The organism is Deinococcus terrestris, assembly GCF_009377345.1.
Classification (GTDB): Bacteria; Deinococcota; Deinococci; order Deinococcales; family Deinococcaceae; genus Deinococcus; species Deinococcus terrestris.
On record NZ_WBSL01000006.1, the window covers coordinates 108,661 to 134,294 of the forward strand.

The window sequence follows — 25,634 nt, forward strand, 5'->3', positions numbered from 1 at the left end:
GCGCGTGGCAGGAGGCTGCAATGCCGGGAATCGCCATCATCGGGGCGCAGTGGGGAGACGAGGGCAAGGGCAAGATCACCGATTTTCTGGCGCCGGAGGCCCGCTACGTGGTGCGCTATCAGGGCGGGGCCAACGCGGGGCACACCGTCACCGCAGGGGGACAGACCTTCAAGCTCAACCTGTTGCCCAGCGGCGTGCTGCACGAGGGTGTGGTGAGCGTGCTGGGCGACGGCATGGTCATCGACCCCGAGAAGTTCCTCGCCGAGCGCCAGAGCCTGCTCGCGGGCGGCCTCTCGCCCGAGCTGCGGATCAGCGACCGCGCCCACCTCGTGCTGCCGCACCACAAGTATGTGGATGGCCGGGGGGATTTCGTGGGGACCACTGGGCGCGGCATCGGCCCCGCCTACGCGGACCGGGCGCGGCGGGTGGGATTGCGCTTCGGGGACCTCGCCGACGAGGGCACGCTCCGCGAGCGCGTCGCCCGGCTGCTGGAGGCCAAGCCCAACTCCACCCGTGACGCGGGCTGGGCCACCGTGGAGGACGCGCTGGGCTACCTGCTGCCCATCCGGGACGCCCTGCTGCCCTTTGTCAACGACACCGGCTCGGACCTGCGCCGGGCGATCCGGGAGGGCGAGAACGTGCTGTTCGAGGGGGCGCAGGCCACCCTGCTCGACCTGAACTACGGCACCTACCCCTTTGTCACCAGCAGCCACCCCACCGTGGGCGGCATCCTCGTCGGAGCAGGCGTGAACCACCGCGCCGTCAATCAGGTGTACGGGGTCGCCAAGGCCTTCAACACCCGCGTGGGCCACGGTCCCTTTCCCACCGAGGTCTTCGGCGAGATGGAGCGGCGGCTGCGCGGCGACGGCTCGCAGCCCTGGGACGAGTTCGGCACGACGACGGGCCGCGCCCGCCGGGTGGGCTGGCTGGACCTCAAACTGCTGCGGTATGCCGCCGAGGTCAACGGGCTCGACGGCCTGGTGATCAACAAGATGGACATTCTCGCGGGACTGGAGACGGTCAGGGTCTGCGTGGCCTACGGCTCGGAGGGCCAGCCCGTCTACCGCGACCTCCCCGGCTGGGCCACCACCGAGGGGGCCACGAGTCGCGAGACGCTGCCCCGTGAGGCCCAGGCCTACCTCGACCTGATCGAGGAGACGGTGGGCGTGCCCGTCGTGATCTTCTCGTGCGGCCCCGCCCGCGAGCAGACCTACGGCGCCGTGAGCTGGGGCTGAGGGCTGGCCGCTTCTCCCACAGTCCCCCCCCGCCCGCCGGGCCTACACTCGGCGCATTCACTCGCGGCGCCTGCGCGGCGCGGAAGAAGGAGCGATCCCACCTTGACCATTCCACCCACCATCAGCGCCGCCGACGAGCGGCTGGAAGTGCCGGGGCTGCGCGACCTGACCGAAGGCTGGCTCGCGGCCATCGGGGAAGACCCGGAGCGCGAGGGCCTGCAAAAAACCCCGCAGCGCGTCGCCAAAGCCTGGGCCTTCCTGACCGCCGGGTATGGCCGCACCCTCTCGGACGCCGCCGGGGACGCCGTGTTCGCCGCCGAGGGCAGCGAGATGGTGATCGTCAAGGACATCGAGTTCTATTCGATGTGCGAGCACCACATGCTGCCCTTTTATGGCCGGGCGCACGTGGCCTATATCCCCGACGGGCAGATTCTGGGCCTGAGCAAGTTCGCCCGCATTGTGGACCTGTACGCCCGGCGCCTTCAGGTGCAAGAACGCCTGACCACCCAGATCGCCGACGCCCTGGGGGAACTGCTCGCCCCGCGCGGGGTGGCCGTGCTGCTCGAAGGCGTTCACCTGTGCATGGCGATGCGCGGGGTGCAAAAGCAGAACTCGTCGACGACCACGAGCGCCATGCGCGGGCTGTTCAAGGACGACGCCCGCACCCGCGCCGAGTTCATGAGCGCGGTGCAGACCTCCCTGCGTGGGCGCTGACCCCCCCCAGAGAGGGGCAGTCTAAAAAGAGGAAAAAGCCACGTTGTGGAGCAGAAAACCTGGCATTGGGGCGAGCGCTGCGGCAGAATGGGGGGGCACGCGGGGCGGCGGGAGAACAGCTTCTGCCGCTCCTCCCTTTTCCTGACGGTCCGGTGGCCCCCTTGACATGACTTCCCTGCTGCTCAACTTCTGCCTCCTGATCGCCTGCGCCTTCGGCTTCAGCCTGACCTACCGCGAGTGGCCGGTGCGCCGCAGCGCCGCCGAGCACACGCTGCGGCTGGTGCTGGCGGCGGGGACCACGTGGCTGCTGGCGGTGTACAGCATGGAACTCGGTCCCTTCCGCGTCGACCTGCGGTACGTCCCGGTAGCGCTGGTCACGCTGTATTTCGGTCCATTGCGGGGAGCGCTGGTGGCCGCGCCCATGCTGGTGTGGCGGCTGCTGGACAATGCCGATCCGGGCGTGGCACCGGTGGTGGTGCTGCATTTCCTGAGCGTGCTGGGCCTGAGCACGCTGCTGCGTTCACGGCTTCCCACGTTGCAGACCGCCCTGCGTTGGCGCGACCTGTGGCTGACCGCCCTGCCCTTCCTGGGCGTGGGGTGGGGAATGCTGCTGACTCCCGAGGGCCGGGAGGCCTTCGCGCTCTCCTATCCCCTGCGGCTGCTGCTGGGGGGGTTGGGGCTGGCCGCCGTGCTGCTGATTCTCCAGTCCCGGCTGCGGCTGCTGCACCTGGCGCACACCCTGCGCACCCAGGCCCACACCGATCCGCTGACCGGGCTGCCCAACCGCCGTCAGTTCGACCGCGACCTCGCGGCGCTGGGCACCGGGGGCCACCTCGCGCTGCTGGACCTCGACCATTTCAAGGCCGTGAACGACCGTTACGGGCACAGCGGCGGGGACCGGGCGCTGCGGCAGGTGGCCGGGCTGCTGCGCGACCTGGGGGCCGACGGGGTGCAGGCTTACCGGGTGGGAGGTGAGGAATTCGCCCTGCTGGCCGGGGCGGCGGACCGGGGGCGGCTGGGGTCAGGGATAGGAAAGCTGCGCGTGCGCCTGGGGCGCGGCGACCCCCCCTGGGGCACGCTGACACTCTCGGCGGGGCTGGCGACCCGCTTGCCCGCCGAAGCCGAGGGCGACCTGCTGCGCCGCGCCGATGAGGCCCTGTATCTCGCCAAGACCAACGGGCGCGACCAGCTTGTGGTCTGGACCCCGCGCCCGGCCCAGGCCTCCCCGGCGGGCCGCCCGGTCCCCACCGACCCGCCGCAGCCCCGGCACTCGGTGTGGCAGGCGCTGCGGACCACGGTGGGGCTGCTCGCCGGACGCCGCACCCTGAGTGACGAGGACTGGGCCGAGGTGCTGAGCCACGCCGTGAACGCGGTGGACGGGGCGGGCTGCGGCACCCTGGATATCCGCGAGGGCCGGGGCTTCCGGGTGGTCGCCGCGCACGGCTACGGCCCCGGACTGGTGGGCCTGACCCTGAGCGAGGCGTCGCAGCAACGCTGGTATGGCGGCTCCCTCGCCGCGTGGCGGGCCGGGGAGGCCCGCGTGGTGCGCGGCGAGAGCCTCGCGCGGGCCTACGCCGAGTCGGACGCCGAGTTGGACTCGCCCGAGGCCCGGCTCCTCAGCGACGTGGGCCGCCGCCAGGAGGTGCGGGCCAGCCTCTGCCTGCCGGTGGTGCTGGAAGGAGAGGTGGTCGCGCACCTCAACCTCGACGCGCTGGCGCCGGGCGGGGACTTCGGGCCGCAGGCGGCCGGGGACGCGGTCCTGTTTGCCCAGCAGATCGCCGCTCTGCTGCACCTGCAGGAACGCTGGAATGAGCTCTCCCGGCTGGTCGAGCTGCACACGTCGCTGGGCGCGGCGCCCGAGGGCACGCCCCTGGAAGACCACCTGACCCGCGCGGCGCAGGACCTCCTGCGGGCCAAGTACGCCCTGCTGCTGCGCCACGACGATCCCAGTGGCACCCTGCACTCGACCGGGACCGAGCGCCACGACCCGCCGCTGGGACCGGTCGAGCTGCCCCGCGGACAGGGCCTCGCCTGGGCCGCACTGACGGCCCGGCGGGTGCTGCGGGTGCCTGACCTTCAGACTGACCCGCGTATCTTCCGCCGCGAGCGGCTCGGGGGGGGCGCGATGATGGCGGTGCCGCTGCTGAGCAGCCAGGACGAACCGCTGGGCGCCCTGATCCTGATCCGCGAACCCGAGCGGCCCTTCGGGGAGGCCGACGAACACCTCGCCCTGCTGCTGGGCAGCCTCGCCGCCCGGCTGCTGGAGCGCGACGCCCACCTCGGGGACCTGCGGGCCACCCTGGACGCGGCGCTCGAAACCCTGGGGGTGGCGGTCGAGCTGCGCGACTTCGAGACCCAGGGCCACACCGAGCGGGTCACCCACCTCGCCCTGACCTTCGGAGCCGCGCTGGGATTGCCCGCCGGGCGCCTGCTGGGGCTGCGGCAGGGAGCCGCCCTGCACGACATCGGCAAGCTGGGCGTGCCCGACGCGGTGCTGCTCAAGCCGGGACGCCTGACTCCCGAAGAACGCCTGCTGATCGAGACCCACGCCCCGCGCGGGGCCGAACTCGCGGCCCGCATCCCCTTCCTGCACCCCGAGGCGCATGGGGTGGTCCGCTCGCACCATGAGCGCTGGGACGGTACTGGCTACCCCGACGGCCTGCGCGGCGAGGGCGTGCCGCTGCTGGCCCGCATCTTCGCCCTGTGCGACGTGTACGACGCCCTGACCAGCGACCGCCCCTACCGTGCGGCCCTGTCCCCCGAAGAGGCCCTCGCCATTCTGGAAGCCGGGCGCGGCACCCAGTTCGATCCGGCGCTCACGGACCGCTTCGTGGCCTTGCAGCGGGCCGGGAGGTTCGGGCCGCCCGGGGTCTTGCCCACCCGCGCCCCCTGCGGCGAGTCCCTGTCCCCCCTCCCGGAGCGGTCCGTCGCGGGAGAGGACTGATACGGATTCTGGCCCAGCGGTTCCAACACCTGTTCAACCCGAGCGGACCTGCGAAGCAGAGCGGGAAAGATCAAAACGGTGGTCGGGAAAGGAGTTCTCCCCTGCGCCCTCCCGACGGGAGATGGGGATGTGAAGAACGCGGCCGCCTTTGCCGGAGGCGACCGCGTTCGCTGAAGCTGTTCAGGTCCCGCTCTTGGCGCCCGGTTCTCCCGTCAGCCGCAGGGCGGCCGCGTGCAGCATCCGCGCTCCCGTCACCAGGCTCTCTTCGTCGATGGTGAAGCGGGGGTGGTGGTGCGGCCAGCGGCTGTCGGCCTCGTCGCTGCCCGAGCCGACGTTGAAGTAGGCACCGGGCGCCTTCTCCAGGTAGGCGCTGAAGTCTTCGCCGCCCATGGTGGGCTGGGCCTCCTGAAAGTGCTCCGGCCCCACCGTCTCCAGCGCGATGTCGCGGAGTTGCGCGGCCACCCAGTCGGTGTTGATCAGGGGGCGGTAGCCGAACTCGTACCCGAAGTCGTAGCCCGCTCCGTGCGCCTCGGTCACACCCTTCACGACCCGCTCGATCAGCTCCGGCGCCCGCTGCCGCAGCTCGGGGTCGAAGGTCCGCACCGTGCCCATCAGGGTCGCCGTGTCGGGGATGACGTTGTGGGTGGTGCCGCTCTGGAAGTAGGTGATGGAGACGACCAGCGCGTCGAGCGCGGCCACATGGCGGCTCACGACATGCTGGAGGTTGGTCACGACCTGGGCGCCCACCGCGATGGGGTCCACCGTCTGCTCGGGGTGCGCCCCGTGCCCGCCCTTGCCCTTCACGGTGATGTGGACGGTGTCCGGCGCGGCCATGAACGCCCCCGGCTTGACCACGACCAGCCCCGCCGGAAGCTGCGAGTTGAGGTGCAGGCCCGTCACCACGTCCACCCCGTCCATCAGGTCCGTCTCCATGACGAGTTCCTCGGCGCCGCCCGGCCCGATCTCCTCGGCGTGCTGGAAGATCATGCGGACCTCGCCAGGCACCTCTCCCGGATTCTCGGAGAGCAGGCGGGCGACCCCCAGCAAGATCGCCGTGTGGCCGTCGTGCCCGCAGGCGTGCATCGCGCCGGGGCGCTGCGAGCGGAACTCGAAGGTGTTTTCCTCCTCCATCGGCAGCGCGTCAATGTCGGCCCGCAGCAAGAGCGTGCGCCCCGGCTGGCCGCCCCTGAGGACCGCCAGCACGCTCGTCGCGGTGGGGCGGGTCACGGTCAGGCCGGGCATCTTCCGCAGTTCAGCCTCAATGAAGTCGGCGGTGTCGTGCTCGTGAAAGCCGACTTCGGGATTCATGTGCAGGTGCCGCCGCCACGCGACGAGTTGCTCCCGCAGGTTCATCACAGGGTCCTGGGTTGTGGTCATGCCCCAGTCTAGGGCGCCGGGGCGGTCCCTGCCGCCCAGCGGGGGGAGGGTGAAGGGAGGTCAGCCCGGCCTCAGCAACTTTTGTGCCCCCCGTGCCGTAATGGGAAGCATGAAAGCACGCCGCTCCTCCGGCAACCTCGGCAAGCTGATGGTCTATGCGCCCGTGATCCTGCAAGTCGTCTCGGCGATGCGCCGCCAGCAGATGGCAAAGCGCGGCAAGTACACCAAGCTCCGCAAGCGCGACCGCGCCTTCGACTTCGTGCTCTCGCAGGCCGAGCGCCGACTCGGTGGCAAGAAGACCAAGCGGCGCGGCTGGTTCTGAGCCAGGCCCGTTCCCACGAGAAGCGCCCCCGCCCGAGTGGACTGGGGGCGCTTCTCGTCGGTGTGTTATGCCGCCATCTGACGGCACAGCGCCTCGCAGCGGCGGCAGGCCTCGGCGCACACCCGGCAGTGCTCGTGGTGCCCGGCGTGGCGCTCGCATTCCTCGGCGCAGCGGGCGCAGGCTTCGGCGCACATCCGGCAGGCCTCCGGGTGTAGGTCGCTCGCCCGCATCAGCAGCCGGGCCGTGAACGCGCAGGCGTCGGCGCAGTCGCGGTCGCGGCGGATGCACTCGGCCATCATCGTTACGTCCTGTTCGTCCAGGCAGGCTTCCGCGCACATCTCGCAGGCCCGCAGGCAGGCGAGGCAGGCGTCGAGGCACTCTTGCATGAGCTGGATGTTGAGGGGCTGGGTCATGGTGGAGACCTCCTGGCCCTACCGTTCACCGCTACCGGGCCGGGCGGATGGGGCGGACCTTTAGCGCGGCTTCAGGGCCTGCGCCAGCCGGGTCAGCACTTCCTCGCCGCGCTCGTAGCCGGGGCGCACGAAGACCATCGCCATGTTGTCCCAGTCCTGCACCGCCGCGATCTCCTGCCCGCCGCCTTCCAGCTTGAGGTGCGGGTAGGCCCCGTACTCCACGAAGCAGCCGAACTCGGCGGCCACGTCCTCCAGCGCCCGCGTATTCGCCTCGTCCCAGCGGATCAGGTAGGGGAGCAGGAAGGCGGGCTTGCCGCAGCTTCCGCCGAGTCCCACCAGCGGCAGCCCCGCCACCTGCGGCACCTCGTCGCGCAGGCGGGCGCGGTCCAGAAAGGCGGCCCGGTCGCGCACCTGCGCCGGGGAGGTCTTGAGACTCGCCACGTAAGGCCCCACGTTCAGCTTCGCCATGGGGGCAGGCTAGCCAAACGTGGGGCGGGGGAGGGGGGTCATACCAAGTTGCGGTGAGTCGAAGACGAACCCGAGCAGAGCGAGGAGCAAAGAATACCGGCTGGCGGCGATGGGAGAACATCCGGCGCTTTCTCGAATGCTCTGGAATCAGAGCAAGTCGGTATCAGGCCGCGACGGGCTTCAGGTCCGGCCTTCCCTGGGGCGGCTGGGGAGCCAGCGGGGGCCGGAAGCCGCGCAGCCGCAGCGCGTTGGTGAGCACGAAGACGCTGCTCAGGCCCATCGCGGCGGCCGCCAGCACGGGCGAGAGGGTGATGCCCCAGTTTGAAAGGACGCCCGCCGCCACCGGAATCAGCAGCACGTTGTACGCGAAGGCCCAGAAGAGATTCACCCGAATATTCCGCAGCGTGGCCCGCGACAGCGCGACCGCGTTGGGCACCCCGCGCAGGTCGCCCGACATCAGGATCACGTCGGCGGTTTCGACCGCCACGTCCGTCCCGGTGCCGATGGCGACCCCCACGTCGGCCCGCGCAAGGGCCGGAGCGTCGTTGATGCCGTCCCCCACGAAGGCGACGGTGCGGCCACCCGCCTGAAGCTCGGCCACCGCGTCCGCCTTGCCCTCGGGTAGCACCTCGGCCAGCACGCGGGTTACGCCGACCTCGCGGGCGACGGCCTCGGCGGTGGCGCGGGTGTCCCCGGTAATCATGGCGACCTCGGCCCCCTGCGCCTGCATGGTGCGGATCGCCTCGGCGCTGCCCTCGCGCACCGGGTCGGCCACGCCGATCAGCCCGGCCAGCACGCCGTCCACCGCCACGAAGACGGGGGTGCGGCCCCGTGCGGCCAGCGCGTCGGCCTGCGTTCCCAGGTCGCCCAACTCCAGCCCCAGCCGCGCCATGTACCGCGCCGCGCCGACCTCCACCCGGCGGCCCTCCACCGTGGCCCGCAGGCCGTAGCCGGGCACAGCCTCAAAGTCGGAGGCAGTGGGGACGCTCAGGCCCCGGTCCCGCGCCGCCCGCTCAATCGCCCGCGCCAGCGGATGCTCGGAGGAGCTTTCTGCCGCCGCCGACAGCCGCAGCAGCTCGTCCTCGCTAATGGCAGAGGGCTGACCGCTGACCGCTTCCGTTACCTCCGGCGCCCCCCGCGTCACCGTCCCCGTCTTGTCCACGGCGACGACCCCGGCGCGGCCCAGGCCCTCCAGCGCGGCCCCGGTGCGGAACAGCACGCCCATCTGCGCGGCCTTGCCGCTGCCCACCATGATGCTCACCGGGGTGGCGAGGCCCATCGCGCAGGGGCAGGCGATGATCAGCACGGCGACCGTGTGCACCAGCGCGTTCGCCAACGCCCCCTCCCCGCCGACCAGCATCCAGGCCAGAAAGGTCAGTGCGGCGATCACCAGTACCACTGGCACGAAGACGGCGACGACCTTATCCGCGAGGCCCTGAATGGGCGGGCGGCTCGCCTGCGCTCCCTCCACCAGCCGGATGATGCGCGACAGAGCGGTGTCGGCCCCTACCCCGGTCGCCCGGAAGGTCAGGGCGCCGTTGCCGTTCACCGTGCCACCCGTGACCTTAGCGCCAGGGATTTTCTCCACCGGGACAGGCTCGCCCGTCAGCATGGACTCGTCTACGTAAGAGCGGCCCTCCACGACCTCGCCGTCCACCGGCAGCCGCTCGCCCGAGCGCACCAGCACGAGGTCGCCCAGCCGCACGTCGTCGGCGGCAACTTCCAGCACCTCGCCCCCGCGCTGCACCCGCGCCGTGTTGGGCTGGAGGGCCAGCAGGGTCCGCATCGCCTCGCTGCTCCGGCCCTTGGCAATCGCCTCGAACAGCTTGCCCAGCAGGATCAGGGTGATGACCACCGCCGACGCCTCGTAGTAGACGTGGGCGCTGCCGGGCGGGAAGAGGCCAGGGGCCAGCGTCACGAGGAGCGAGTACCCGAAGGCGGCGGTCGTGCCCAGCATGACGAGGGTGTTCATGTCGGGTGAGCGGTGTTTCAAGGCAGCCCAGCCCGTGCGGTAGAAGCGCAGGCCGGGGCCGAACTGCACCGGAGCGGCGAGGGCCAGCATGATCCAGTTCAGCGTCCGCTCGCCCACCGCGCCGAGCAGCCAGTGGTGCAGCGGCGCGTACAGCATGGGCACCATCGCGATCAGGAACAGCGGAATGCTGAAGGCTGCCGCGAAGGTCACGTCCCGCCGCAGCGCCGCGATCTCGGCGGCCTTGCGCTCGCGGTCGGCGTCGAGGCGGGATTGGGCCTGGCTGGCCTCGTCGGGCACGTCGTACCCGGCCCCGCGCACGGCATCCCGCAGGGCGGCGGGGGTCGTCGCGGCGGGCAGATAGGTCACGGTGGCCCGCTCGGTGGCGAGGTTGACCGAGGCGTTCAGCACGCCTTCCGTCTTGCCCAGCGCCCGCTCGACCCGGCCCACGCAGGCCGCGCAGGTCATCCCCTCCACCGGGAAGGAGAGTTCGGCGGTGCGGGCCTCGTAGCCCACGTCCTCCACCTGCTGGACGAGCGCGGCCGGGGTCGTCCGGGCGGGGTCGAAGGTCACGGTCGCCCGCTCGGTGGCGAGGTTCACGACGGCGTTTTCCACACCGTCCACCTTCTTGAGGCCGCGCTCGACTCGCCCCACGCACGCCGCGCAGGTCATCCCGCCGATGTCGAGGTCGAGGGTCTTGGTGTCCATACGCTCAGCCTATACCCTCCGGGGGGGGATCGCAAGTAGAGCAAGCTCGTATTCTTACCGCTCTATCCAAGCCTGACCGCTTTCTTAGTGGTTCACGACCAATCTTTTCTTGACACCCTCCCCCCCTGGGTCTATCCTGAATCCATGACCACTGAACTGACCATCTCCGGAATGAGCTGCGGGCACTGCGTCAAGGCCGTGGAGGGGGCGCTGAAGAGCGTTCCCGGCGTGCAAGGCGTGCAGGTGGACCTTTCGGCGGGCAAGGCGACCGTGCAGGGCGAGGCCGAGCAGGGGGCGCTGATCGCCGCCGTGAAGGAAGAGGGTTACAACGCCAGCGTCGCGGGCTGAGGCCGTGGCTCCGGCACCGCAGGACGAGGGAGAGGGGATGGGCGCCGCCGCCCACTGCCATCCCGAAAACAAGCTCTGTATGCCCGAAGACGCCCGCCGCCGCGCGGCCCGGCGCCTGAGCATCGCGCGGGGGCATCTGGATTCCATCGTGCGGATGCTCGACGAGCCGGACGTGTACTGCGTGGACGTGCTGCGACAGATCAAGGCCGTGCAGGGCGCCCTCTCCGGTGCGGGCGAGGTCGTCTTGCGCGGCCACCTCGAAGCCCACGTCGCCACTGCCCACGAGCGCGGGGACACGCTGGAGATGGTCGAGGAGTTGATGGAGGCGCTGAAGTACCGGTAGACGACCGTACGCGGTGAGGGTTCTTCCTCCCGCGCACGGTCGTCTACGTTTTGGGACCCGTGTCGCGGCCCCGATCTGTTCAATCAGTCGCCGTCTTCACGAAGAGCACGCCGTTCGTGAGGGGCAGATGTTGCGCTCCGAGGGGAAAGTATCCCGCCTGGGGAGGAACGCCGGTCCTCGGGGCCAGGTGATCTGGGAGTGAGGCGGTCAGTGTCCCGGAGGTCACCAGGGAGACCGGACCCGCCAGCGTCATCAGGGCGCCCTCCAACGTGTCCGGAGCGGGTTCCCCGATGCCTTTCGCGGGGGCTGAACCCAGGTCGCTCGCTACAAAGGCGTACTGCTGGCCGAGGCGAATGCTGACGTGCGCTCCCGCGCTCCACCATTCCACCCTCATTCCCAGACTGGGAAGCGTCACCGCGCTGACGTGGCGTTGCAGGTGGGCGTTATGGGCAAAGACCAGGGTCGGCCCACGCTCCCCCTCGCGTTCCGCGACGGCGCTGAGGTTGTCGGCCATCATCAGGTCGCGCAACGCCAGCATTCGCGCCACACGGGTGGGCGCGGGGTCGGCGACGACTGCGTGATAGCGCAAGAGGCCTGTTGCCGTGCGGGCGTGCAACTGCGCCTCCCAGAACCCTGGGTGGGCGGCCAGCCCCGGCGTCTCGGTCCGCAGGAGGCTGAACAGGTCGTCGGCCAGGAGCCGGAGTTGCCGGGCCTCGCCGCTCTGCCCGGTGGACTGGGCCGCGTCCATCCCCGCCGCCGGATTGGTCCAGCGGGCATCTTCCCCGCAGAGGTCGTCGATGGTCGCTGAGTCCACGGGCAAGTCACCGAGCTGCGTGGTCAGGAAAGCGTGCAGGGCGAGCAGGCTGGCGCGGGGGCTGGCCGCCCAAAGGTTCTCCAGCGGCGCGTCGAAGCCGTAGAAACGCAGGTGATCCTCAGGTGCGCGGCCCGCATTGAAGTCCCGCATCCACTGGACGAGGTCCCGGTTGGCCTTCACGGCGCCGAAGCCGTGGCTGAAGCCCGTCTGCATCACTTCATCCAGGCGGCCCTGACCCGCCGTGACATGGGCATTCACCCGCAGGCCAGCGATCACGTCACTCTCGATGGCGATGGACCGGAAGCCGTGGTCCTCGGCCAGCGTGCGGAAGATGCGGTTGCGCCACGCTGGGAAGGCGTCCAGGCCGTGCGTCGGCTCCCCCAGCGCGAGAAGACGCGGCGCGGCGGGCAGGGTGTCCAGAAAGCAGGAGAGGGCAGAGTGCGGCTCGGTCATGTCCCAGCCGATCTGAAGCGGGGAATGATGGGGCATGGGGGGCTCCTTTGCCACAGGGGGCGCCCGCTCTGGCCCCCTCAGCATTCCTGTGGGAGATGTGAGCACCCTGACGGGGTTGTCTTCAGTGGAGCTTAATCTCCAGTTCCTTTTTTGAGAGGGTTCAGGTCAGGTCGCAGCTTCTCAAAATGCCCTATCTCTGCAATCTTCCTCCCAGGGCGTGGAGGTCGCGCAAGCTGGCGGCGGGCAGGAAGGCGTCCAGCAGCGGAAGGGCCGCCGCCACCGCCCGCTGCACTGGCTGGTAACCGGGCAGGGAGGCCAGCGGCGAGAGCCACACCAGCATCCCGGCACGGGCGCGAAGGTCTCTCAGAGCGCGGGTCAGCGTCTCCGGCTCGCCCGTGTCCAGCCCGTCACTCAGGATCAGGACCACCGTGTCGCGGGTCACCCGGCCACGTTCCTCCCGCGCCAGCCGTAGCAGGTTCTCCCCGATGCGGGTGCCGCCGCCCCACGCCCCGCCCAGGTCGGGGAGGGTCAGGGCGGCCCCCGGTACCGCCCGGCGCAGGTGCGGGGTCAGGCGGGTGAGGTCGGTCGAAAAGGCGTACACCTCCACCCGCCGCGAGCGCAGGTGCAGGGCGTGGGCAAACCGCAGCAGCCGCGCCGCGTGAGGTCCCATGCTGCGGCTGCCGTCCAGCACCAGCAGGAAACGGGGGGCACGCCGGGGCCGCCCCAGCCAGCGGAGCCGGGCCGGGTCGCCCGCCGTCCGCGCCGCCGAGCGCAGGGTCCGCCGGGCGTCGAGCCGGGAGCCGACCGGACGCGGAACGAGCCGCCGCCCCCTCCCCAGCTCCACCGCCCGCACGAGCGCCCCCGCCGCCCGCAGCAACTCCGCCAGATCGTCCTCCGGGGTGGTGACGCCGCCCCCCGCGCCCGCATTCGGACTTCGGCGGGCGTGCAGCAACGGGGCGGGGGCGTCCGGCTCGCCCTCCGCCTCACGCTCGGGGTTGGGGTGGGTGGGGGTGGGGGCGTCCCCGTCGTCCTCACCCGCGACCGCCTGGCCCGCGGGGGTGGGTTGGGCGGCCCCCTCATCGCCAGTCTGGCTCGCCGGAGCCGGGGGCGGCGGGGGCAACGGGGCCTCGGTCTGGGGCAGCAGGGGCGGCAACCGGAGCGGCGCGGGGGCCTCGCCCTGCCGGAAGAAGGTGTCAAACGCCGCGTCAAACACCCGCCCCTCCTCCCGGCTGGCGGTCAGCACGGCACGGAGGGCGTCGCGCACCTCGCGCCGCCGCCCCAGGTTTACCGCTCCCAGCGCGGCGAGGGCCGCCGCCGTCTCGCCCGGTCCCAGCCGGAAGCCGTGCGCCGAGCGTAGGTGGGCGCACAGGGCCGCGACGCGGGAGGGGAGGTCGGCCTGGGAGGGGGGAGCGGTCACGGCCGGGCGAGTTTCTCCAGCACCGGGCGGGCCAGCAGTTGATCCTCGCGCAGCTTCAGGACCGCGCCTAGCGTCAGCTCCAGCGCCGCCGCGTCCAGGTGGTCCCGGTGAAGGGCCACGAGCGCCGCCGCCCAGTCCAGCGTCTCGGCCACGCCGGGGGGCTTGCCCAGCGGCAGCTCGCGCAGGGCGTGGACTGCACGGGTGACCTGGCCCGCCAACTCCGCGTCAATGCCTGGCAGCCGCGCCCGCACGATTTCCAGTTCCTCGGCGCGGCTGGGGTAGTCCACCCACAGGTACAGGCACCGCCGCCGCAGCGCGTCGCTGAGTTCGCGGGCGCGGTTGCTCGTCAGCAGGACGTAGGGACGGGCGGTCGCGGTGAGCGTCCCCAGTTCCGGCACCGTGACCTGCCACTCGGCCAGCAGTTCGAGCAAGAAGGCCTCGAAGGCGTCATCCGCCCGGTCCACCTCGTCGATCAAGAGCACCGGGGGCGTGGGCTGCCGGATCGCTTCGAGCAGGGGCCGCTGCATCAGGAACTCGGGGCCGTACAGCTCAGCGTCCGTCACCGCCCGCCCCCCCGCCTCCGCCGCCCGCAGGTGCAGCAGTTGGCGGGCGTAGTTCCACTCGTAGAGGGCCGATTGCGCGTCCAGCCCCTCGTAACACTGAAGGCGAATCAACCGGGTGCCCAGCGCCGCCGCGAGGGTCTTGGCGGCTTCCGTCTTGCCGACGCCCGCTGGCCCCTCCAGCAGCAGCGGTTTGCCCAGCGCCACCACCAGCCGCAGGGCCGTCGCCAGTGCGTCCCCCGCCACGTACCCCCGCTCGCGGAAGGCGGCGCGGAGGTCGGGGGGCTCAGGGAGCGCGGTCACGCCAGCGTTCCGGCGCTCGCGCCGACCTGGGCACTCATGTTCTGGAAGGTCTTCTCGATCAGCTTCTGCGCCTGCGCGTCCAGCACCCGCCCGCCCACGGTCGCCACCGGGCCGCGCATGGTCGCGTCGCCGGTCCAGTCAAGCGTGGTCGTCCCGTCCCCGTTGTCCACGATGTTCGCCCCCGCCGTCAGGTCCACCACGCTGCCCAGACCGCCGCCCTGCACCTTCACGTTCACGCGGTTCGCCGCCTCGTCGGGCAGGACCTCGATCTTGAACTTGAACTTGCCGCGCACCATGCCCACGCCGACCTGCACGGTCGCGTCCATATGGGTCTGGTCGTGCACCACGACCTCCTGCACGTCGGGCAGGCAGCGGGCCACCCGCTCGGGGTCCTGCACGAAGGCCCAGACTGCCGCCGGGGGCGCTTTCACGTGTTCCTGGCCGCTGTAGTTCAGTTTCATAGGGTCACCTCGGGGGAAGAGGAACAGAGGATGCGGGTGGCCTCATTGTGCCCCAGGGCAGGCGGATGGGGGGCGGGTGAGGGATGTTCCGCCTACACTCCTGCCATGTCCCCTGCCTCCCCGCCGCCCGTCTGGGGCGTCCTGCTCGCTGCCGGGCGGGGCCGCCGGATGGGGCAGCCCAAGCCGCTGGTATCGCTCGCCGGGCGCCCCTTGATCACTCACGCAGCGGCCGCGCTCGCGGCGGGAGGCTATGACGGCCTGCTCGCGGTCATGCCCCCCGGTGAGGTGGGGGAGGGGGTGCGGGCGGCGCTCTCGGAGTGGCCCTTTTCCGTCGTGGTGAATCCAGAGCCGGAGCGGGGCCTCCTCTCCTCCTTCCGGGTGGCGCTGGGGTCGCTCCCAGGGGGGGTGGGCGCGGCGACTTTCGCGCTGGCAGATATGCCGCTCGTTCCCCCAGACACGCACCGGGCGCTCGTCTCGGCGTTCCGGGAGACGGGGGCGCCCCTCGTGCTGGCCCGCTATGGGGAGGGTTCGGAGGCTGTGCACGCCCCACCCCACCTCCTCCGCGCTGACCTCTGGCCGGAGGTCCTCGCCCTGCCCGATGCCGACCACGGCCCCCGCGCGGTGCTGCGGGCGCACGGGGCGGAGGCCGTGGATGTGGACGTGCCTCTCGATCAACTTCTCGACGTGGATACGCCGGACGCCCTGGCTCAGGCCGAGGGCCGGGTCAGTCCTCCCCCGCGTCCCCCACGCTGAGGAGCCGGGCCAGCTCGGGGAACAGTTCGCGTACCCGCCCCTGGGCTTTGTTCCGGGCCACTTCCTCCCGCGCGATCAACCGGGCACGCTCGTAGCGCAGCAGGTCGGGGTCGCTGTGCAGCAACTCCAGCACGACCTCGGCGTCCTGAAAGCGACCCAGGGCTTCGAGGGTGTCGGTCAGGACTGGGGGCACCTCGCCCAGCAGCGCGAGCGTGTAGCGGTAGCGCTTGAGGCGTTTGCGCCAGTCGTGCCACTGCTCGGCGTCGTGGGTGGCAAGCACGGCTTCCCCGGCGGCCAGCAGCCGCTCGCCGTCCTTGCGAATCAGGCGGCGGGCGCGGTCCTTCCAGCCTCGCCTCAGCTTGAAGGCGGGAGGCGGCTCCGGCCACTCGGTTGCCGCCAGCCGCGCCGCGCGGCGTTCAGCCCAGGTGCGGTCGAAGTAGGCGAGGGTGTCGCCGGGCACGTCCAGCTCGGTCAAGGCCTGGCGCAGGTGGTCCCCGGCCACGTCGTGGTCGCGCAGGGGCGCGGCGGCGCGGCGCAGGTCGCGCCAGGCCCGCTCGGTCTTCCCGCCCGCGTCCGCGACCCGCAGCTCGGCCTGGGCGCGGCGGGTGAGCTTGCGGGCGCGGTGGATAGCCTCGGGGTCCCCGGCGGTCAGGGCGGCCCACAGCGGGCGCAGCCGTCCGGCGGCCTCGCTGCGGCGGCTCACCGGGTCCCCCAGGGGGTGGGTGAAAACAGGCGTCGGTTCATGATGGACCTCCAGTCCGGGCGGCGAGCCTCACGGGGAGCGCCTCCCCGAAGGTGGAATGACGGCGGGCGGCGGCCGGGCAGCCACGTCCTCCGGCACCACTGCGGGCCTTCTCGCGACCTGCGCTCATGGTTGCCCATCCGGAGGGTCGCCCACCCCACCCGACTCGGCTTCAGCAGCGTCCCGGCGCCGCCAAGGCGCAGGAAATGGGACTTCGGCACTGCCTCCAGCAGGTCCAGCCGCCCGTGCAGGATGACGACGGGCCGGGCCATCTCAGCCGTCTCCAGGCCCGTCGGCCCCTGGCTCATCCGCAAAGTCGAGGAGGGTCTGCTTGGAGCGTTCGCGCAACTCGCGTGCCCCGGTGGGGTCAGGCGTGAAAGTGAGGTGCCCGGCCCCTCCGCCCACCCGGTAGGCCGCGCCGTCGGCCACGCCGGGGAGCCACTCGGCGGGCAGGGCGTAGGTGCGGCCCCGGCTGTCTTCCACCTCGGCGAGGCCCGCGTCCTCGTCGAGCACGTCCACCACCAGCAGGTCGGCCCAGGCGTCGGGGAAGGGAGGGGGGGTCATGGGGCCGAGTGTAGCGCCCCCTCCATCTTTTGGCGGGTGCCCCTCTCACCCCCCGCCGGTAGCCTGAACCCCATGAAGGCCCCCAACTCGCCGCCCCCCGACCCTGGCCGCCGCCGCTTCCTGCGGGGGCTGCTGGGAGGCGGGCTGGCGCTGGGGACCCTGGGGGGCATGGGCGTGGCGCAGGCCTACGATTTCGGCACCGTGCGCGGGGAAGCGGTGCTGCCGGGCCTGCGCTCGCCGCTGCGCGTGGCCTTTCTGACCGACCTGCACTACGGCCTCTACATCTTCGAGCGCCAGATTCGCGCCTGGGTGGACACGGCGAACGCAGCGCGGCCCGACCTCATGCTGCTGGGGGGCGACTTTCTGGACGTGCGCTCGGACGTGGACCCCGCGCCCCTCCTGACCGAGCTCGCGCGGCTGCGGGCGCCGCTGGGCGTCTATGCGGTGTGGGGCAACCATGACTACGGCTCCTTCGGGGCCTACGACCGGGGGGTGCTGGGTCAGGGCATCCCGCGCTGGGCCGAGCGCCGCGAGGAGGTGGCGGCAGCCTTTGCGGCCTCCGGCATTACCGTGCTGCGCAACGCGGGCCGCGCCGTGCGGGACGACCTGTGGGTGGGTGGCGTGGACGACCTGTGGCGCGGCGAGCCGGACGTGGCGGCGGCCCTGGCTGGGGCGGGGGAGGACCAAGCCAGTTTGCTGCTGAGCCATAACCCTGACCTCCTGCCTGACCTGCCCCGGCGCGTCGGGTTGGTCCTCTCGGGCCACACCCACGGCGGGCAGATTCGGCTCCCCATCGTGGGCGCTCCGGTCGTGCCCAGCCGCTACGGCCAGCGCTACGCGATGGGCTGGGTGCAGGGCGCCCACGGCACGCCGGGCTACGTCAGCCGGGGCCTGGGGGTCAGCGGGCTGCCGCTGCGCAACCTCTGCCCGCCGGAAGTCACGCTGCTGACGCTGCGGCCCGGATAGGGCAGACCCCCGGACGTGCCGGGGGCCGAGGAGAGGGAAGGGCCGCTCAGGGCAGCGGGAAGCCGCCCATCCAGCCGTGAACCTCCGCCTTCACGTCCTCGCCCTTCAGCGCCCGGTCGATCAGGTCGGCAATTTTGGGCATATCGGCTTCGGTCATGCCACGCGTGGTCACGGCGGGGGTGCCGATGCGGATGCCGCCGCCGTGCAGGATTTTCTCGGTGTCGTAGGGCAGGGTGGACTTGGAGATGGTGATGTGGTTGGCGTCGAGCCGCTTGGTGGCCTTAGTACCGTTCAGCCCCTGGGGGCGCAGGTCCAGCAGGAACAGGTGGTTGTCGGTGCCGCCGGACACGACCCGGTAGCCCTTGTCCATGAACGCTTGCGCCAGCGCCTGCGCGTTCTTGATCACCTGCGCGGCGTACTCGCGGAACTCGGGCCGCAGCGCCTCGCCGAATGCGACCGCCTTGGCCGCGATCACATGCTCCAGCGGCCCGCCCTGGTAGCCGGGAAAGACGGCCCGGTCGATCTTGGCGCCGAGTTCGGGGTCGTTGCTGAGGATGATCCCGCCGCGCGGCCCCCGCAGTGTCTTGTGGGTCGTGGAGGCGACCACATGCGCGTGCGGCAGCGGGTTGGGGTGCAGCCCCGCCGCGACCAGTCCGGCGATGTGCGCGATGTCTGCGAACAGGACCGCGCCCACCTCGTCGGCCACCTCGCGGAAGGCCGCGAAGTCGATGGTGCGGCTGTAGGCGCTGGCCCCCGCGATGATCATCTTGGGCCGGTGTTCGTGGGCGAGGCGGCGCACTTCCTCCATGTCGATGCGCTCGGTGTCCGGGTTCACCTTGTACCCGACGATCTGGTAGCGCAGCCCCGAGAAGTTCACCGGGTTGCCGTGCGTGAGGTGCCCCCCGTGCGAGAGGTCCATTCCCAGCACGACTGATCCCGGCTCAATGAGGGCGTTGTACACCGCGAGGTTCGCGCTGCTCCCCGAGTGCGGCTGCACGTTGGCCCATTCCGCTCCGAACAGTTCCTTCACGCGGGCGATGGCGAGGCGTTCGACCTCGTCCACGACCTCGCAGCCGCCGTACCAGCGCTTGCCGGGGTAGCCTTCGGCATACTTGTTCGTCAGGACGCTGCCCTGCGCCGCCCGGACCGCCGCCGAGGTGAAGTTCTCGGAGGCGATCAGTTCGAGCCCGTGCCGCTGGCGCTCGGCCTCCTGGGAGATCAGGTCAAAGATGGCCGGGTCGTGCGCGGCCACGTCGGTGACGGCCCCCGGCGTGGGGACAGAGGTTGCAGCGGTGGTCATGCGGGTACGGTAACACCCCCTCCCCTGAGGAGCGCGGGGAGTGTCTGTGCAGGGCAGACACGGGGCTGGGCCGACGCCCCCGGCCCATCTGCTACCCTGACCGTATGACGCCCCGCCCCGGTACACCTTCGCCGTTTACCGCTCGCGGGGCCGCGTTCGTCTGACGCCAGACTGCACGCGCCGTCCCGCCCCGTTCCCACGGCGGCGGGTTTTTTCTTGCCCACAGGAGACGCCATGAGAGAAGAAGCCCTACAAGCGATTGCCGACGCCCCCGACCTCCCTGCCCTGCAAGCGGTCAAGACCCGCTACGTGGGCAAGAACGGCCTGATCACGAAAGAACTCGGCAGCCTCGGCAAGCTGCCCCCCGAGGAGCGCAAGGCCAGGGGCGCCGAGATCAACGCCCTGCGCCAGTCCATCGAGGCGGCCCTCGCGGAGCGGGAGGCGGTGCTGAAGCGCGAGGCCCTCGACGCCCGCCTCGCCTCCGAAGCCATCGACGTGACTCTGCCCGGCCTCCCCCTTCCGGCGGGCGGGCTGCACCCCATCAACCGCGTCTTCGAGGACCTGACGGCCATCTACGAGCGGATGGGCTACGCCGTGATCGAGGGGCCGGAGGTCGAGGACGAGCACCACAACTTCGAGGCGCTGAACGTGCCGTGGTACCACCCCGCCCGCGACCTTCAGGACACTTTCTGGCTGGAGGACGGCCGCCTGCTGCGGACCCATACCTCCCCCATGCAGGTGCGCTACATGGTCGAGCACGAGCCGCCCCTCAAGATCGTCGTGCGCGGCAAGGTCTACCGCTACGAGGCCACCGACGCCACCCACGAGGCGATGTTTCACCAGCTCGAAGGACTGGTCGTGGGCGACGGCATCTCCATGGCCGACCTCAAGGGCACGATTGCCGAGATGGCGCGGGGCCTGTACGGGCCGGGCGCGAAGGTGCGCTTCCAGCCCTCCTACTACCCCTTCGTGGAGCCGGGCGCCGACTTCGCCGTGTGGTGGGAGAACCCGCGCGGCGAGAGCAAATGGCTGGAACTCGGCGGCTGCGGCATGGTCCATCCCAGCGTCTTCAAGGCGGTAGACGACCTGCGCGAGGCGGCGGGCAAGCCGCGCGTGTACGAGGGCAAGACGGGCTTCGCCTTCGGGCTGGGGCCGGAGCGCATCGCCATGCTGAAGTACGGGATTCCCGATATCCGCTACTTCTACGCCAACGACCCGCGCGTGCTGGGGCAATTCCGGGGGGAACTGGGGTGAGGGCCAGAGCCGTCGGCATCCTGTTCAACCCCCACGGAGAAGTCCTTCTGATGCGCCGCCGGAAGGAAGGCCGCGTCTACGCCACCCTGCCCGGCGGCGGCATCGAACCCGGTGAGACGCCCGCCGAAGCCTGCGCCCGCGAGATGCTGGAGGAAGTCAACCTCGTCGTGGAACCCCTGCGCGAAGTCCTGACGCTGGAGAACCTCGGCAACCGCGAACACTATTTCCTGACCCGCCTCGTGTCCGGCGAGATGCGCCTCGGGGACGGTCCCGAAGGCGTGCGCCACAGCGACGAGAACTGGTATTCGCCCGAATGGGTGGCGCTGGAGCGGCTGGAGGACGTGAACCTCGTGCCCGCCGACCTGCGCCGCCTGCTGCCTGCCCTGCTGGAGACCGAATGAAACTGCCCTACTCCTGGCTCAAGGAACTTGTCCCCGCCCTCCCGCCCGTCTCCGACCTGGAACCCCTCCTCGCCTCGCTGGGCCTGCCGCTGGAGGGGGTGGAGGAGGTGCCTGCCCCGGCCGAGGGGGTCGTGCTCGCCACGGTCACGCAGGCTGAGCCTCTGACCGGCACCGCGCTGACCCGCCTCGCGCTGGACGTGGGGCCGCACGGGGCGCGGGAGATCGCCTCGGGAGCGCCCAACGCGGTCAGCCTTCCCGCCGGAACGATGGTCGCCCTCGTGACCCCCGGCACCCGCCTGGGCGACGTGGAGTACGGCGTGCGCCCGATGCAGGGGGTGGAGTCGTGGGGCATGGCCGCGAGCGCGAAGGAACTCGGCGTTGGGGAGAGCAGCGCCGGACTGCTGCTGTTCCCGGCGGGGACGGCCGCGCCCGGCATGCCCCTGCATGAGCTGTGGGCCGCCGACTCGGTCCTTGACGTGGAGGTCACTCCCAACCGCGCCGACGTGCTCAGCGCCCTGGGCCTCGCCCGCGACCTCGCGGCGTACCTGGGGACCGAGCTGGTGGAGCCGGAGGCTGGCCCCGCCGCCAGCGGGGAGGGCGAGATTCGTGTTGTCCTCCCCCCGCGTGGGGTGACGCTGGAGCGCGACCCCTCTGGCAAGATCCGGTTCGGCTGCGACCACTTCGCGGCGCGGACGGTGAACGGACTGCAGAACGGCCCCGCCCCCCTGTGGATGCAGCGGCGATTGACGCTCGCCGGAATGCGCTCCATTGACCTGATCGTGGACACCAGCAACTACGTGATGCTGGAACTCGGCCAGCCCACCGCCCTCTACGACCGCCGCGACGTGCAGGGTGACCAGATCATCGTCTCCTTCGGGCTGCGGCAGGGCGAGACGGTGCGCGACCTGCTGGGGGGCGAGCACACGGTCGGCCCCGAAGACCTCCTCATCCGTGACGGGCGCGAGGTGGGCATTCCCAGCGTCGCGGAGGCCTTCGCCACGGCGGGCCAGCCCAAAGCGGGCCAGGGCGTGCTGGGCATCGCGGGCATCATGGGCGGCGACCACGGGCACGTGCGGGCAGACACGGCGGACGTGGTGATCGAGTCCGCGCACTTCGACCCCGTGCTGCTGCGCCGCACCAGCACCCGCCTGGGCCTCAAGACCGATGCCGTGTACCGCTACGAGCGCGGGGTAGACCCCCTGCTCGCGCCCCGCGCTGCCGACCGGGTGGCGGGCCTGCTTGCGGCCTGCGGGGCCGGTCAGGTTCACCCCGGCGCGACCGTGGTGGGCGACCCCGAACTCCCCGGCCCCATCCAGGCGACGGGTGAGCAGATTCGCGCCCTGCTGGGCATGGACATCCCGACCGACGAGATGGAGGCCCTCCTGACCCGCCTGGGCTGCCGGGTCACGCGCGAGGGCGACCGCCTGACCGTCACCCCTCCCTCCTGGCGGGTGGACCTGGTGCTGTGGCAGGACCTCGCGGAGGAGGTGGCGCGGCTGCACGGCTACGCGGAGCTGCCCGAGACGCTCCCCACCCTGCGCGTCCACGAGAGCAACCTCGGGGCGGGTGACGAGAGCGCGGCCCGGTCCGATCTGCGCCGCACCCTCGCCGGGCTGGGCTTTCAGGAGGTCGTGACCTACACCTTCACCAGCGACGAGGAGGCCGGAAAAGCCCGCGCGGGGCGCCCCGGCGTGCGGCTGCGGAACCCCCTCACCGCCGACCGCACCGGGATGCGGACGGCCCTCTATCCCAGCTTGCTGCGGGCGGCGGGAATGCACCCGAAGGGGGAGCGCGTCCTCCTCTTTGAAATCGGGCGCGTTTTCCCGGCCTCGGGCGAGACCGAGCGCCTGGGCCTGCTGATGCGTGGGCCGCTCGCCCCGGCGACCTACCAGCCCGGCGTGGCGGGGTCGTTCGCGGCCTTCAAGGGGCTGGTGGAAGCTTTCGCCGCCGGACAGGGCGCGGCGCTGGACGTGCGCCAACTGCGCGGCGAGGCGGTCCCGCCCGCCCTGCACCCCGGCATCGCGGGCGAGGTCGTGTGGAACGGGCAGCCCGTGGGCTGGTTGGGGGCGCTCCACCCCGAGGTCGCCGCCGAGTTCGGCCTGAAGGGCGACACCTTCGTGCTGGAGGTCGCCCTGCCGCTGCCGGGCCGCGCCTGGGGCTTCCGCGATCCCAGCCGCGCCCCCGCCGCGTGGCGCGACCTCGCCGTGATCGCCCCGCGTGGCGTGAGCTACGGCGAGGTGGCCGCCCTGCTGCGCGGGGAGGCGGGAGAGCTGGTGGAAAGCGTGCAGCCCTTTGACGTGTACGAGGGCGAACAGGTGGGCGAAGGCAACCGCAGCGTGGCCGTGCGCCTCGTCTTCCGGGGCGAGCGGACCCTCACCGACGCCGAGGTGGACCCCGTGATGGACCGCTTGATGGACGCGGTGCGGGCACAGGGCTGGAGCATCCGCGAGAAGTAGGAGCAGGAGGGAGAGCTAGAGGGGGCTGGGGCGACAGGCCCCAGCCCTTTTCCTACGCCCGCCTGCGCCTGAACACTGCCCCCGCCCCCATCTCCGCCGTCATGCGGGCCAGGGCGAGCAACGGGGCTTCCTCCGCCCCGACCTCCTCCCCCCGCGCCAGTCGCCGCATCACGTCCTCGTACCAGGCGATTTCCATATATCCGCTGTGGTCCAGAGGGCGGATACCCGTCTTCAGGGGCCGGACCTCGCTGCCCACGGCCTCCCCACGCAACACCCGTGCGCTGAACTCGGGGTCCAGCACCAGCGGGCGGCCGAGGCCCACCAGGTCGGCGGCCCCCTCTTCCAGCGCCTGCCGGATGGTGGCGGCGTCGCGGAAGCCCCCGGTCACGCAGACGGGCACCCCCGCCACCGCCCGCGCCCGGCGCGAGAAGTCGGCGAAGAAGCCGCCGCGCTCGCCCCGGCCCAGCATCATCATCGGCTTCTCGTAGGTGCCGCCCGACAGCTCGATCAGGTCGCAGCCGCGCCGCCCCAGCGCCCGCACCACCGTCAGGCTCTCCTCCTCCGAAAAGCCGCCCCGCACGAAGTCCGAGGAATTGAGCTTCACGCCCACCGGAAAGCGCGGCCCCACCGCCGCCCGCACCGCGCCGTAGGTCTCCAGCAGGAAGCGCATGCGGTTCTCCAGGCTCCCACCGTACTCGTCGGTGCGGACATTGTGCCGGGGCGACAGGAACTGCGAGAACAGGTAGCCGTGCGCCGCGTGAAGTTGCACGCCGCCGAAGCCCGCCCGCTTTGCCAGCCGCGCGGACCGGGCAAAGCGGGCCGTCAGCCCGTGAATCTCGAGGACGGTCAGCTCACGCGCCGTGGCGAAGGCGCGGGCCAGTCCGCCCGGAAAGGGGAGGGCGCTGGGGGCCACCGTCCCGCCCGCGTTCAGGCCGCGCGGGGCCTGCTTGCCGGGGTGGTTGAGCTGCATCCACAGCGCGGCCCCGTCCCGCGACCCCTGCACCGCCCAGCGGTGAAAGTCGGCCAGATGGCGCTCGTCTTCCAGCACCACGTTGCCGGGTTCCCCCAGGGCGCGGGCGTCTACCATCACGTTCCCGGTGAGCAGGAGGCCGGTGCCGCCCCGTGCCCAGCGGGCATACAGAGCGGGCAACTCGGGGCGGGGCGCGTGGTCGCGGGTGCCCAGCGCCTCACTCATGGCGCCCTTGAGCAGTCGGTTCTTCACCGTCACGCCGCAGGGCAGGGTCAGGGGATCGGACACGGCGGTCATGGGCGGAGGCTAGCGTGGGAGGCTGGGGTGGTCTGACCCTCCCGCCACGCCTCCACCGCCCGCCGGGTATAGAGGCCCAGCAGATCGGCCCCCGCCACCTCGTCAGCGGCCCACCACCGCGCCCCGGTGATCTCGCCTTCCGGCAGGGTGATCTCTCCCGTGACGCCCTCCGCCCGGTACAGCACGCCCACGCTGTCCCAGGGGCCGGAGGTGTCCTTATAGCGGAACTCCGGCCCTTGCAGGAGCTGCACAGGGGTCAGTTGTCCGGCGTGCCCCCCGGTTTCCTCGGCCAGTTCCCGCCGGGCGCATGCCTCAAAGCTCTCGCCGGGGTGGAGCTTGCCGCCGGGTAAGACCCACTGCCCCGTGCGGGCGTGCCGCAGCAGAAGCAGCCGCCCCCGCCCGTCCTCGACCAGCACGCTCGCGCCAGGGGCGAAGAGGGGACGGGGACCGACGGCGGCCCGCAGCCTCGCCAGATGGTCGTCGTGGGGCGGCGCCTCCGGGAAGTGGAAGAGGGGCAGCGCAGGCAGCCCCGCCCGAAGACGCAGGACATTCATATTGGCGCGGTTGATATTGCTGCTCAGCGGCGGGAGATCATCCAGCGCGAACCAGCGCAGCTCCAGCGTCTCGCCGCTGTCGTCCGGTGCGGCGTGCGCGAGGGCCGCCGCAGGCAGGGTGCCGTGCGTCCGCATGCCGACCAGATAAATCTCGTGGCCGTTGGGGTAGCGGTGGTAGAACTCCGGGCCGCTGACCAGCGCCTCCTCCAGCGGCAGCGGGGCGAGGTCCGGGCAGGTGAGTCCGGTTTCTTCCCGCAATTCGCGGTGCGCGGCGTCCACAAAGCTCTCGCCGGGTTCCAGCCCACCGCCGACCACCCCCCACAACCCGTCATCTCCCCGGCGTTGCAGCAGGATGCGCCCGGCCTCGTCCTGAATCAGCACGCTCACGCCGACTGAGATCAGCGGCGAACTTCCCCACACCGAGCGCAGCTCAGACAGGTATGACATGGGACGCACCCTAGCGTGGCTGGCGAGAAGCGCGGGCTGCGTCTCCCCCGGATACGGAGAAAGAGCCGCCCCACCTCCGGA

At 71.6% G+C, this 25,634-nt stretch carries 24 protein-coding genes; 11 read left to right on the forward strand and 13 right to left on the reverse strand.

Annotation, left to right across the window (positions count from 1 at the left end; translation table 11 throughout):
• The first annotated feature begins 20 nt into the window (after positions 1–20).
• From F8S09_RS12805 to F8S09_RS12815, 3 genes are all read left to right on the forward strand, one after another.
• Positions 21–1,235: an adenylosuccinate synthase gene (locus F8S09_RS12805; RefSeq protein WP_152871871.1), complete on the forward strand. Its 1,215-nt coding sequence runs from the start codon at positions 21–23 to the stop codon at positions 1,233–1,235.
• 102 nt (positions 1,236–1,337) lie between these two features.
• Entirely contained in the window at positions 1,338–1,949 is a 612-nt protein-coding gene (folE, locus tag F8S09_RS12810) for a GTP cyclohydrolase I FolE (protein ID WP_152871872.1), read from the forward strand.
• Between the two features lie 166 nt (positions 1,950–2,115).
• Positions 2,116–4,893 (forward strand): HD domain-containing phosphohydrolase, encoded by a 2,778-nt coding sequence (locus F8S09_RS12815; RefSeq protein ID WP_152871873.1) that lies wholly within the window; start codon positions 2,116–2,118, stop codon positions 4,891–4,893.
• Positions 4,894–5,073: 180 nt separating this feature from the next.
• Here F8S09_RS12815 and F8S09_RS12820 read toward each other — a convergent pair whose 3' ends face one another.
• Complete coding sequence (locus F8S09_RS12820) at positions 5,074–6,270, reverse strand: amidohydrolase (protein ID WP_152871874.1); 1,197 nt, start codon at positions 6,268–6,270, stop codon at positions 5,074–5,076.
• Positions 6,271–6,379: 109 nt separating this feature from the next.
• On the opposite strand from F8S09_RS12820, the gene F8S09_RS12825 reads away from it, so the two are divergent.
• Positions 6,380–6,592 (forward strand): hypothetical protein, encoded by a 213-nt coding sequence (locus F8S09_RS12825; protein WP_152871875.1) that lies wholly within the window; start codon positions 6,380–6,382, stop codon positions 6,590–6,592.
• A 65-nt stretch (positions 6,593–6,657) separates the two neighbouring features.
• Here F8S09_RS12825 and F8S09_RS12830 read toward each other — a convergent pair whose 3' ends face one another.
• The 3 genes from F8S09_RS12830 to F8S09_RS12840 all read right to left on the reverse strand — a co-directional run bounded on the left by F8S09_RS12830 (position 6,658) and on the right by F8S09_RS12840 (position 10,150).
• Positions 6,658–7,005, reverse strand: a complete 348-nt coding sequence (locus tag F8S09_RS12830; protein WP_152871876.1) for a four-helix bundle copper-binding protein — start codon at positions 7,003–7,005, stop codon at positions 6,658–6,660.
• A gap of 60 nt (positions 7,006–7,065) precedes the next feature.
• Positions 7,066–7,473, reverse strand: a complete 408-nt coding sequence (locus tag F8S09_RS12835) for a hypothetical protein (RefSeq protein ID WP_152871877.1) — start codon at positions 7,471–7,473, stop codon at positions 7,066–7,068.
• 163 nt (positions 7,474–7,636) lie between these two features.
• Complete coding sequence (locus F8S09_RS12840; RefSeq protein WP_152871878.1) at positions 7,637–10,150, reverse strand: heavy metal translocating P-type ATPase; 2,514 nt, start codon at positions 10,148–10,150, stop codon at positions 7,637–7,639.
• Between the two features lie 144 nt (positions 10,151–10,294).
• Between F8S09_RS12840 and F8S09_RS12845 the strand changes: the two genes are divergently transcribed.
• Both F8S09_RS12845 and F8S09_RS12850 read left to right on the forward strand, forming a co-directional pair.
• On the forward strand, positions 10,295–10,498 hold the full coding sequence (locus F8S09_RS12845; protein ID WP_152871879.1) for a CopZ family metallochaperone: 204 nt from the start codon (positions 10,295–10,297) through the stop codon (positions 10,496–10,498).
• A gap of 79 nt (positions 10,499–10,577) precedes the next feature.
• Positions 10,578–10,841 (forward strand): metal-sensitive transcriptional regulator, encoded by a 264-nt coding sequence (locus F8S09_RS12850; RefSeq protein ID WP_194165337.1) that lies wholly within the window; start codon positions 10,578–10,580, stop codon positions 10,839–10,841.
• A gap of 79 nt (positions 10,842–10,920) precedes the next feature.
• Here the strand turns inward: F8S09_RS12850 and F8S09_RS12855 are convergent, their stop codons facing one another.
• From F8S09_RS12855 to F8S09_RS12870, 4 genes are all read right to left on the reverse strand, one after another.
• Positions 10,921–12,144, reverse strand: a complete 1,224-nt coding sequence (locus F8S09_RS12855) for an erythromycin esterase family protein (RefSeq protein WP_152871880.1) — start codon at positions 12,142–12,144, stop codon at positions 10,921–10,923.
• Between the two features lie 154 nt (positions 12,145–12,298).
• Positions 12,299–13,525: a vWA domain-containing protein gene (locus F8S09_RS12860; protein ID WP_322618812.1), complete on the reverse strand. Its 1,227-nt coding sequence runs from the start codon at positions 13,523–13,525 to the stop codon at positions 12,299–12,301.
• Positions 13,522–14,388: an AAA family ATPase gene (locus F8S09_RS12865; protein WP_322618813.1), complete on the reverse strand. Its 867-nt coding sequence runs from the start codon at positions 14,386–14,388 to the stop codon at positions 13,522–13,524. Before F8S09_RS12865 ends, F8S09_RS12860 begins: the two co-directional genes overlap by 4 nt.
• Positions 14,385–14,849 (reverse strand): SRPBCC family protein, encoded by a 465-nt coding sequence (locus F8S09_RS12870; RefSeq protein WP_152871881.1) that lies wholly within the window; start codon positions 14,847–14,849, stop codon positions 14,385–14,387. Before F8S09_RS12870 ends, F8S09_RS12865 begins: the two co-directional genes overlap by 4 nt.
• A gap of 105 nt (positions 14,850–14,954) precedes the next feature.
• Here F8S09_RS12870 and F8S09_RS12875 point away from each other — a divergent pair, with 105 nt between their 5' ends.
• Positions 14,955–15,602: a nucleotidyltransferase family protein gene (locus F8S09_RS12875; RefSeq protein ID WP_152871882.1), complete on the forward strand. Its 648-nt coding sequence runs from the start codon at positions 14,955–14,957 to the stop codon at positions 15,600–15,602.
• On the opposite strand, the gene F8S09_RS12880 is transcribed toward F8S09_RS12875, so the two are convergent.
• Both F8S09_RS12880 and F8S09_RS12885 read right to left on the reverse strand, forming a co-directional pair.
• Entirely contained in the window at positions 15,574–16,305 is a 732-nt protein-coding gene (locus tag F8S09_RS12880) for a CHAD domain-containing protein (RefSeq protein WP_322618814.1), read from the reverse strand. The two genes, F8S09_RS12875 and F8S09_RS12880, sit on opposite strands and share 29 nt — an antisense overlap.
• A gap of 312 nt (positions 16,306–16,617) precedes the next feature.
• Positions 16,618–16,908 carry a hypothetical protein gene (locus F8S09_RS12885; protein WP_152871884.1) on the reverse strand — a complete coding sequence of 97 codons (291 nt, stop codon included), beginning with the start codon at positions 16,906–16,908 and terminating at the stop codon, positions 16,618–16,620.
• A gap of 72 nt (positions 16,909–16,980) precedes the next feature.
• Here F8S09_RS12885 and F8S09_RS12890 point away from each other — a divergent pair, with 72 nt between their 5' ends.
• Positions 16,981–17,874 carry a metallophosphoesterase gene (locus F8S09_RS12890; RefSeq protein WP_152871885.1) on the forward strand — a complete coding sequence of 298 codons (894 nt, stop codon included), beginning with the start codon at positions 16,981–16,983 and terminating at the stop codon, positions 17,872–17,874.
• A 46-nt stretch (positions 17,875–17,920) separates the two neighbouring features.
• On the opposite strand, the gene glyA is transcribed toward F8S09_RS12890, so the two are convergent.
• Positions 17,921–19,174, reverse strand: a complete 1,254-nt coding sequence (gene glyA / locus F8S09_RS12895) for a serine hydroxymethyltransferase (RefSeq protein ID WP_194165338.1) — start codon at positions 19,172–19,174, stop codon at positions 17,921–17,923.
• 234 nt (positions 19,175–19,408) lie between these two features.
• Between glyA and pheS the strand changes: the two genes are divergently transcribed.
• The 3 genes from pheS to F8S09_RS12910 are packed head-to-tail and all read left to right on the forward strand — an operon-like array spanning position 19,409 to position 23,285.
• Positions 19,409–20,428 carry a phenylalanine--tRNA ligase subunit alpha gene (gene pheS / locus F8S09_RS12900; RefSeq protein ID WP_152871886.1) on the forward strand — a complete coding sequence of 340 codons (1,020 nt, stop codon included), beginning with the start codon at positions 19,409–19,411 and terminating at the stop codon, positions 20,426–20,428.
• The gene (locus tag F8S09_RS12905) at positions 20,425–20,829 is read left to right on the forward strand and encodes an NUDIX hydrolase (protein ID WP_322618815.1); all 405 of its coding nucleotides are present in this window, start codon (positions 20,425–20,427) and stop codon (positions 20,827–20,829) included. Before pheS ends, F8S09_RS12905 begins: the two co-directional genes overlap by 4 nt.
• Complete coding sequence (locus tag F8S09_RS12910) at positions 20,826–23,285, forward strand: phenylalanine--tRNA ligase subunit beta (RefSeq protein WP_152871887.1); 2,460 nt, start codon at positions 20,826–20,828, stop codon at positions 23,283–23,285. The genes F8S09_RS12905 and F8S09_RS12910 overlap by 4 nt, the downstream gene beginning before the upstream one ends.
• 52 nt (positions 23,286–23,337) lie before the next feature.
• Here F8S09_RS12910 and F8S09_RS12915 read toward each other — a convergent pair whose 3' ends face one another.
• Positions 23,338–24,552 (reverse strand): NADH:flavin oxidoreductase/NADH oxidase family protein, encoded by a 1,215-nt coding sequence (locus F8S09_RS12915; RefSeq protein ID WP_152871888.1) that lies wholly within the window; start codon positions 24,550–24,552, stop codon positions 23,338–23,340.
• A complete protein-coding gene (locus tag F8S09_RS12920; protein ID WP_152871889.1) occupies positions 24,549–25,553 on the reverse strand; it encodes an NUDIX domain-containing protein in 1,005 nt (334 codons plus the stop codon). Before F8S09_RS12920 ends, F8S09_RS12915 begins: the two co-directional genes overlap by 4 nt.
• Positions 25,554–25,634 lie beyond the last annotated feature (81 nt).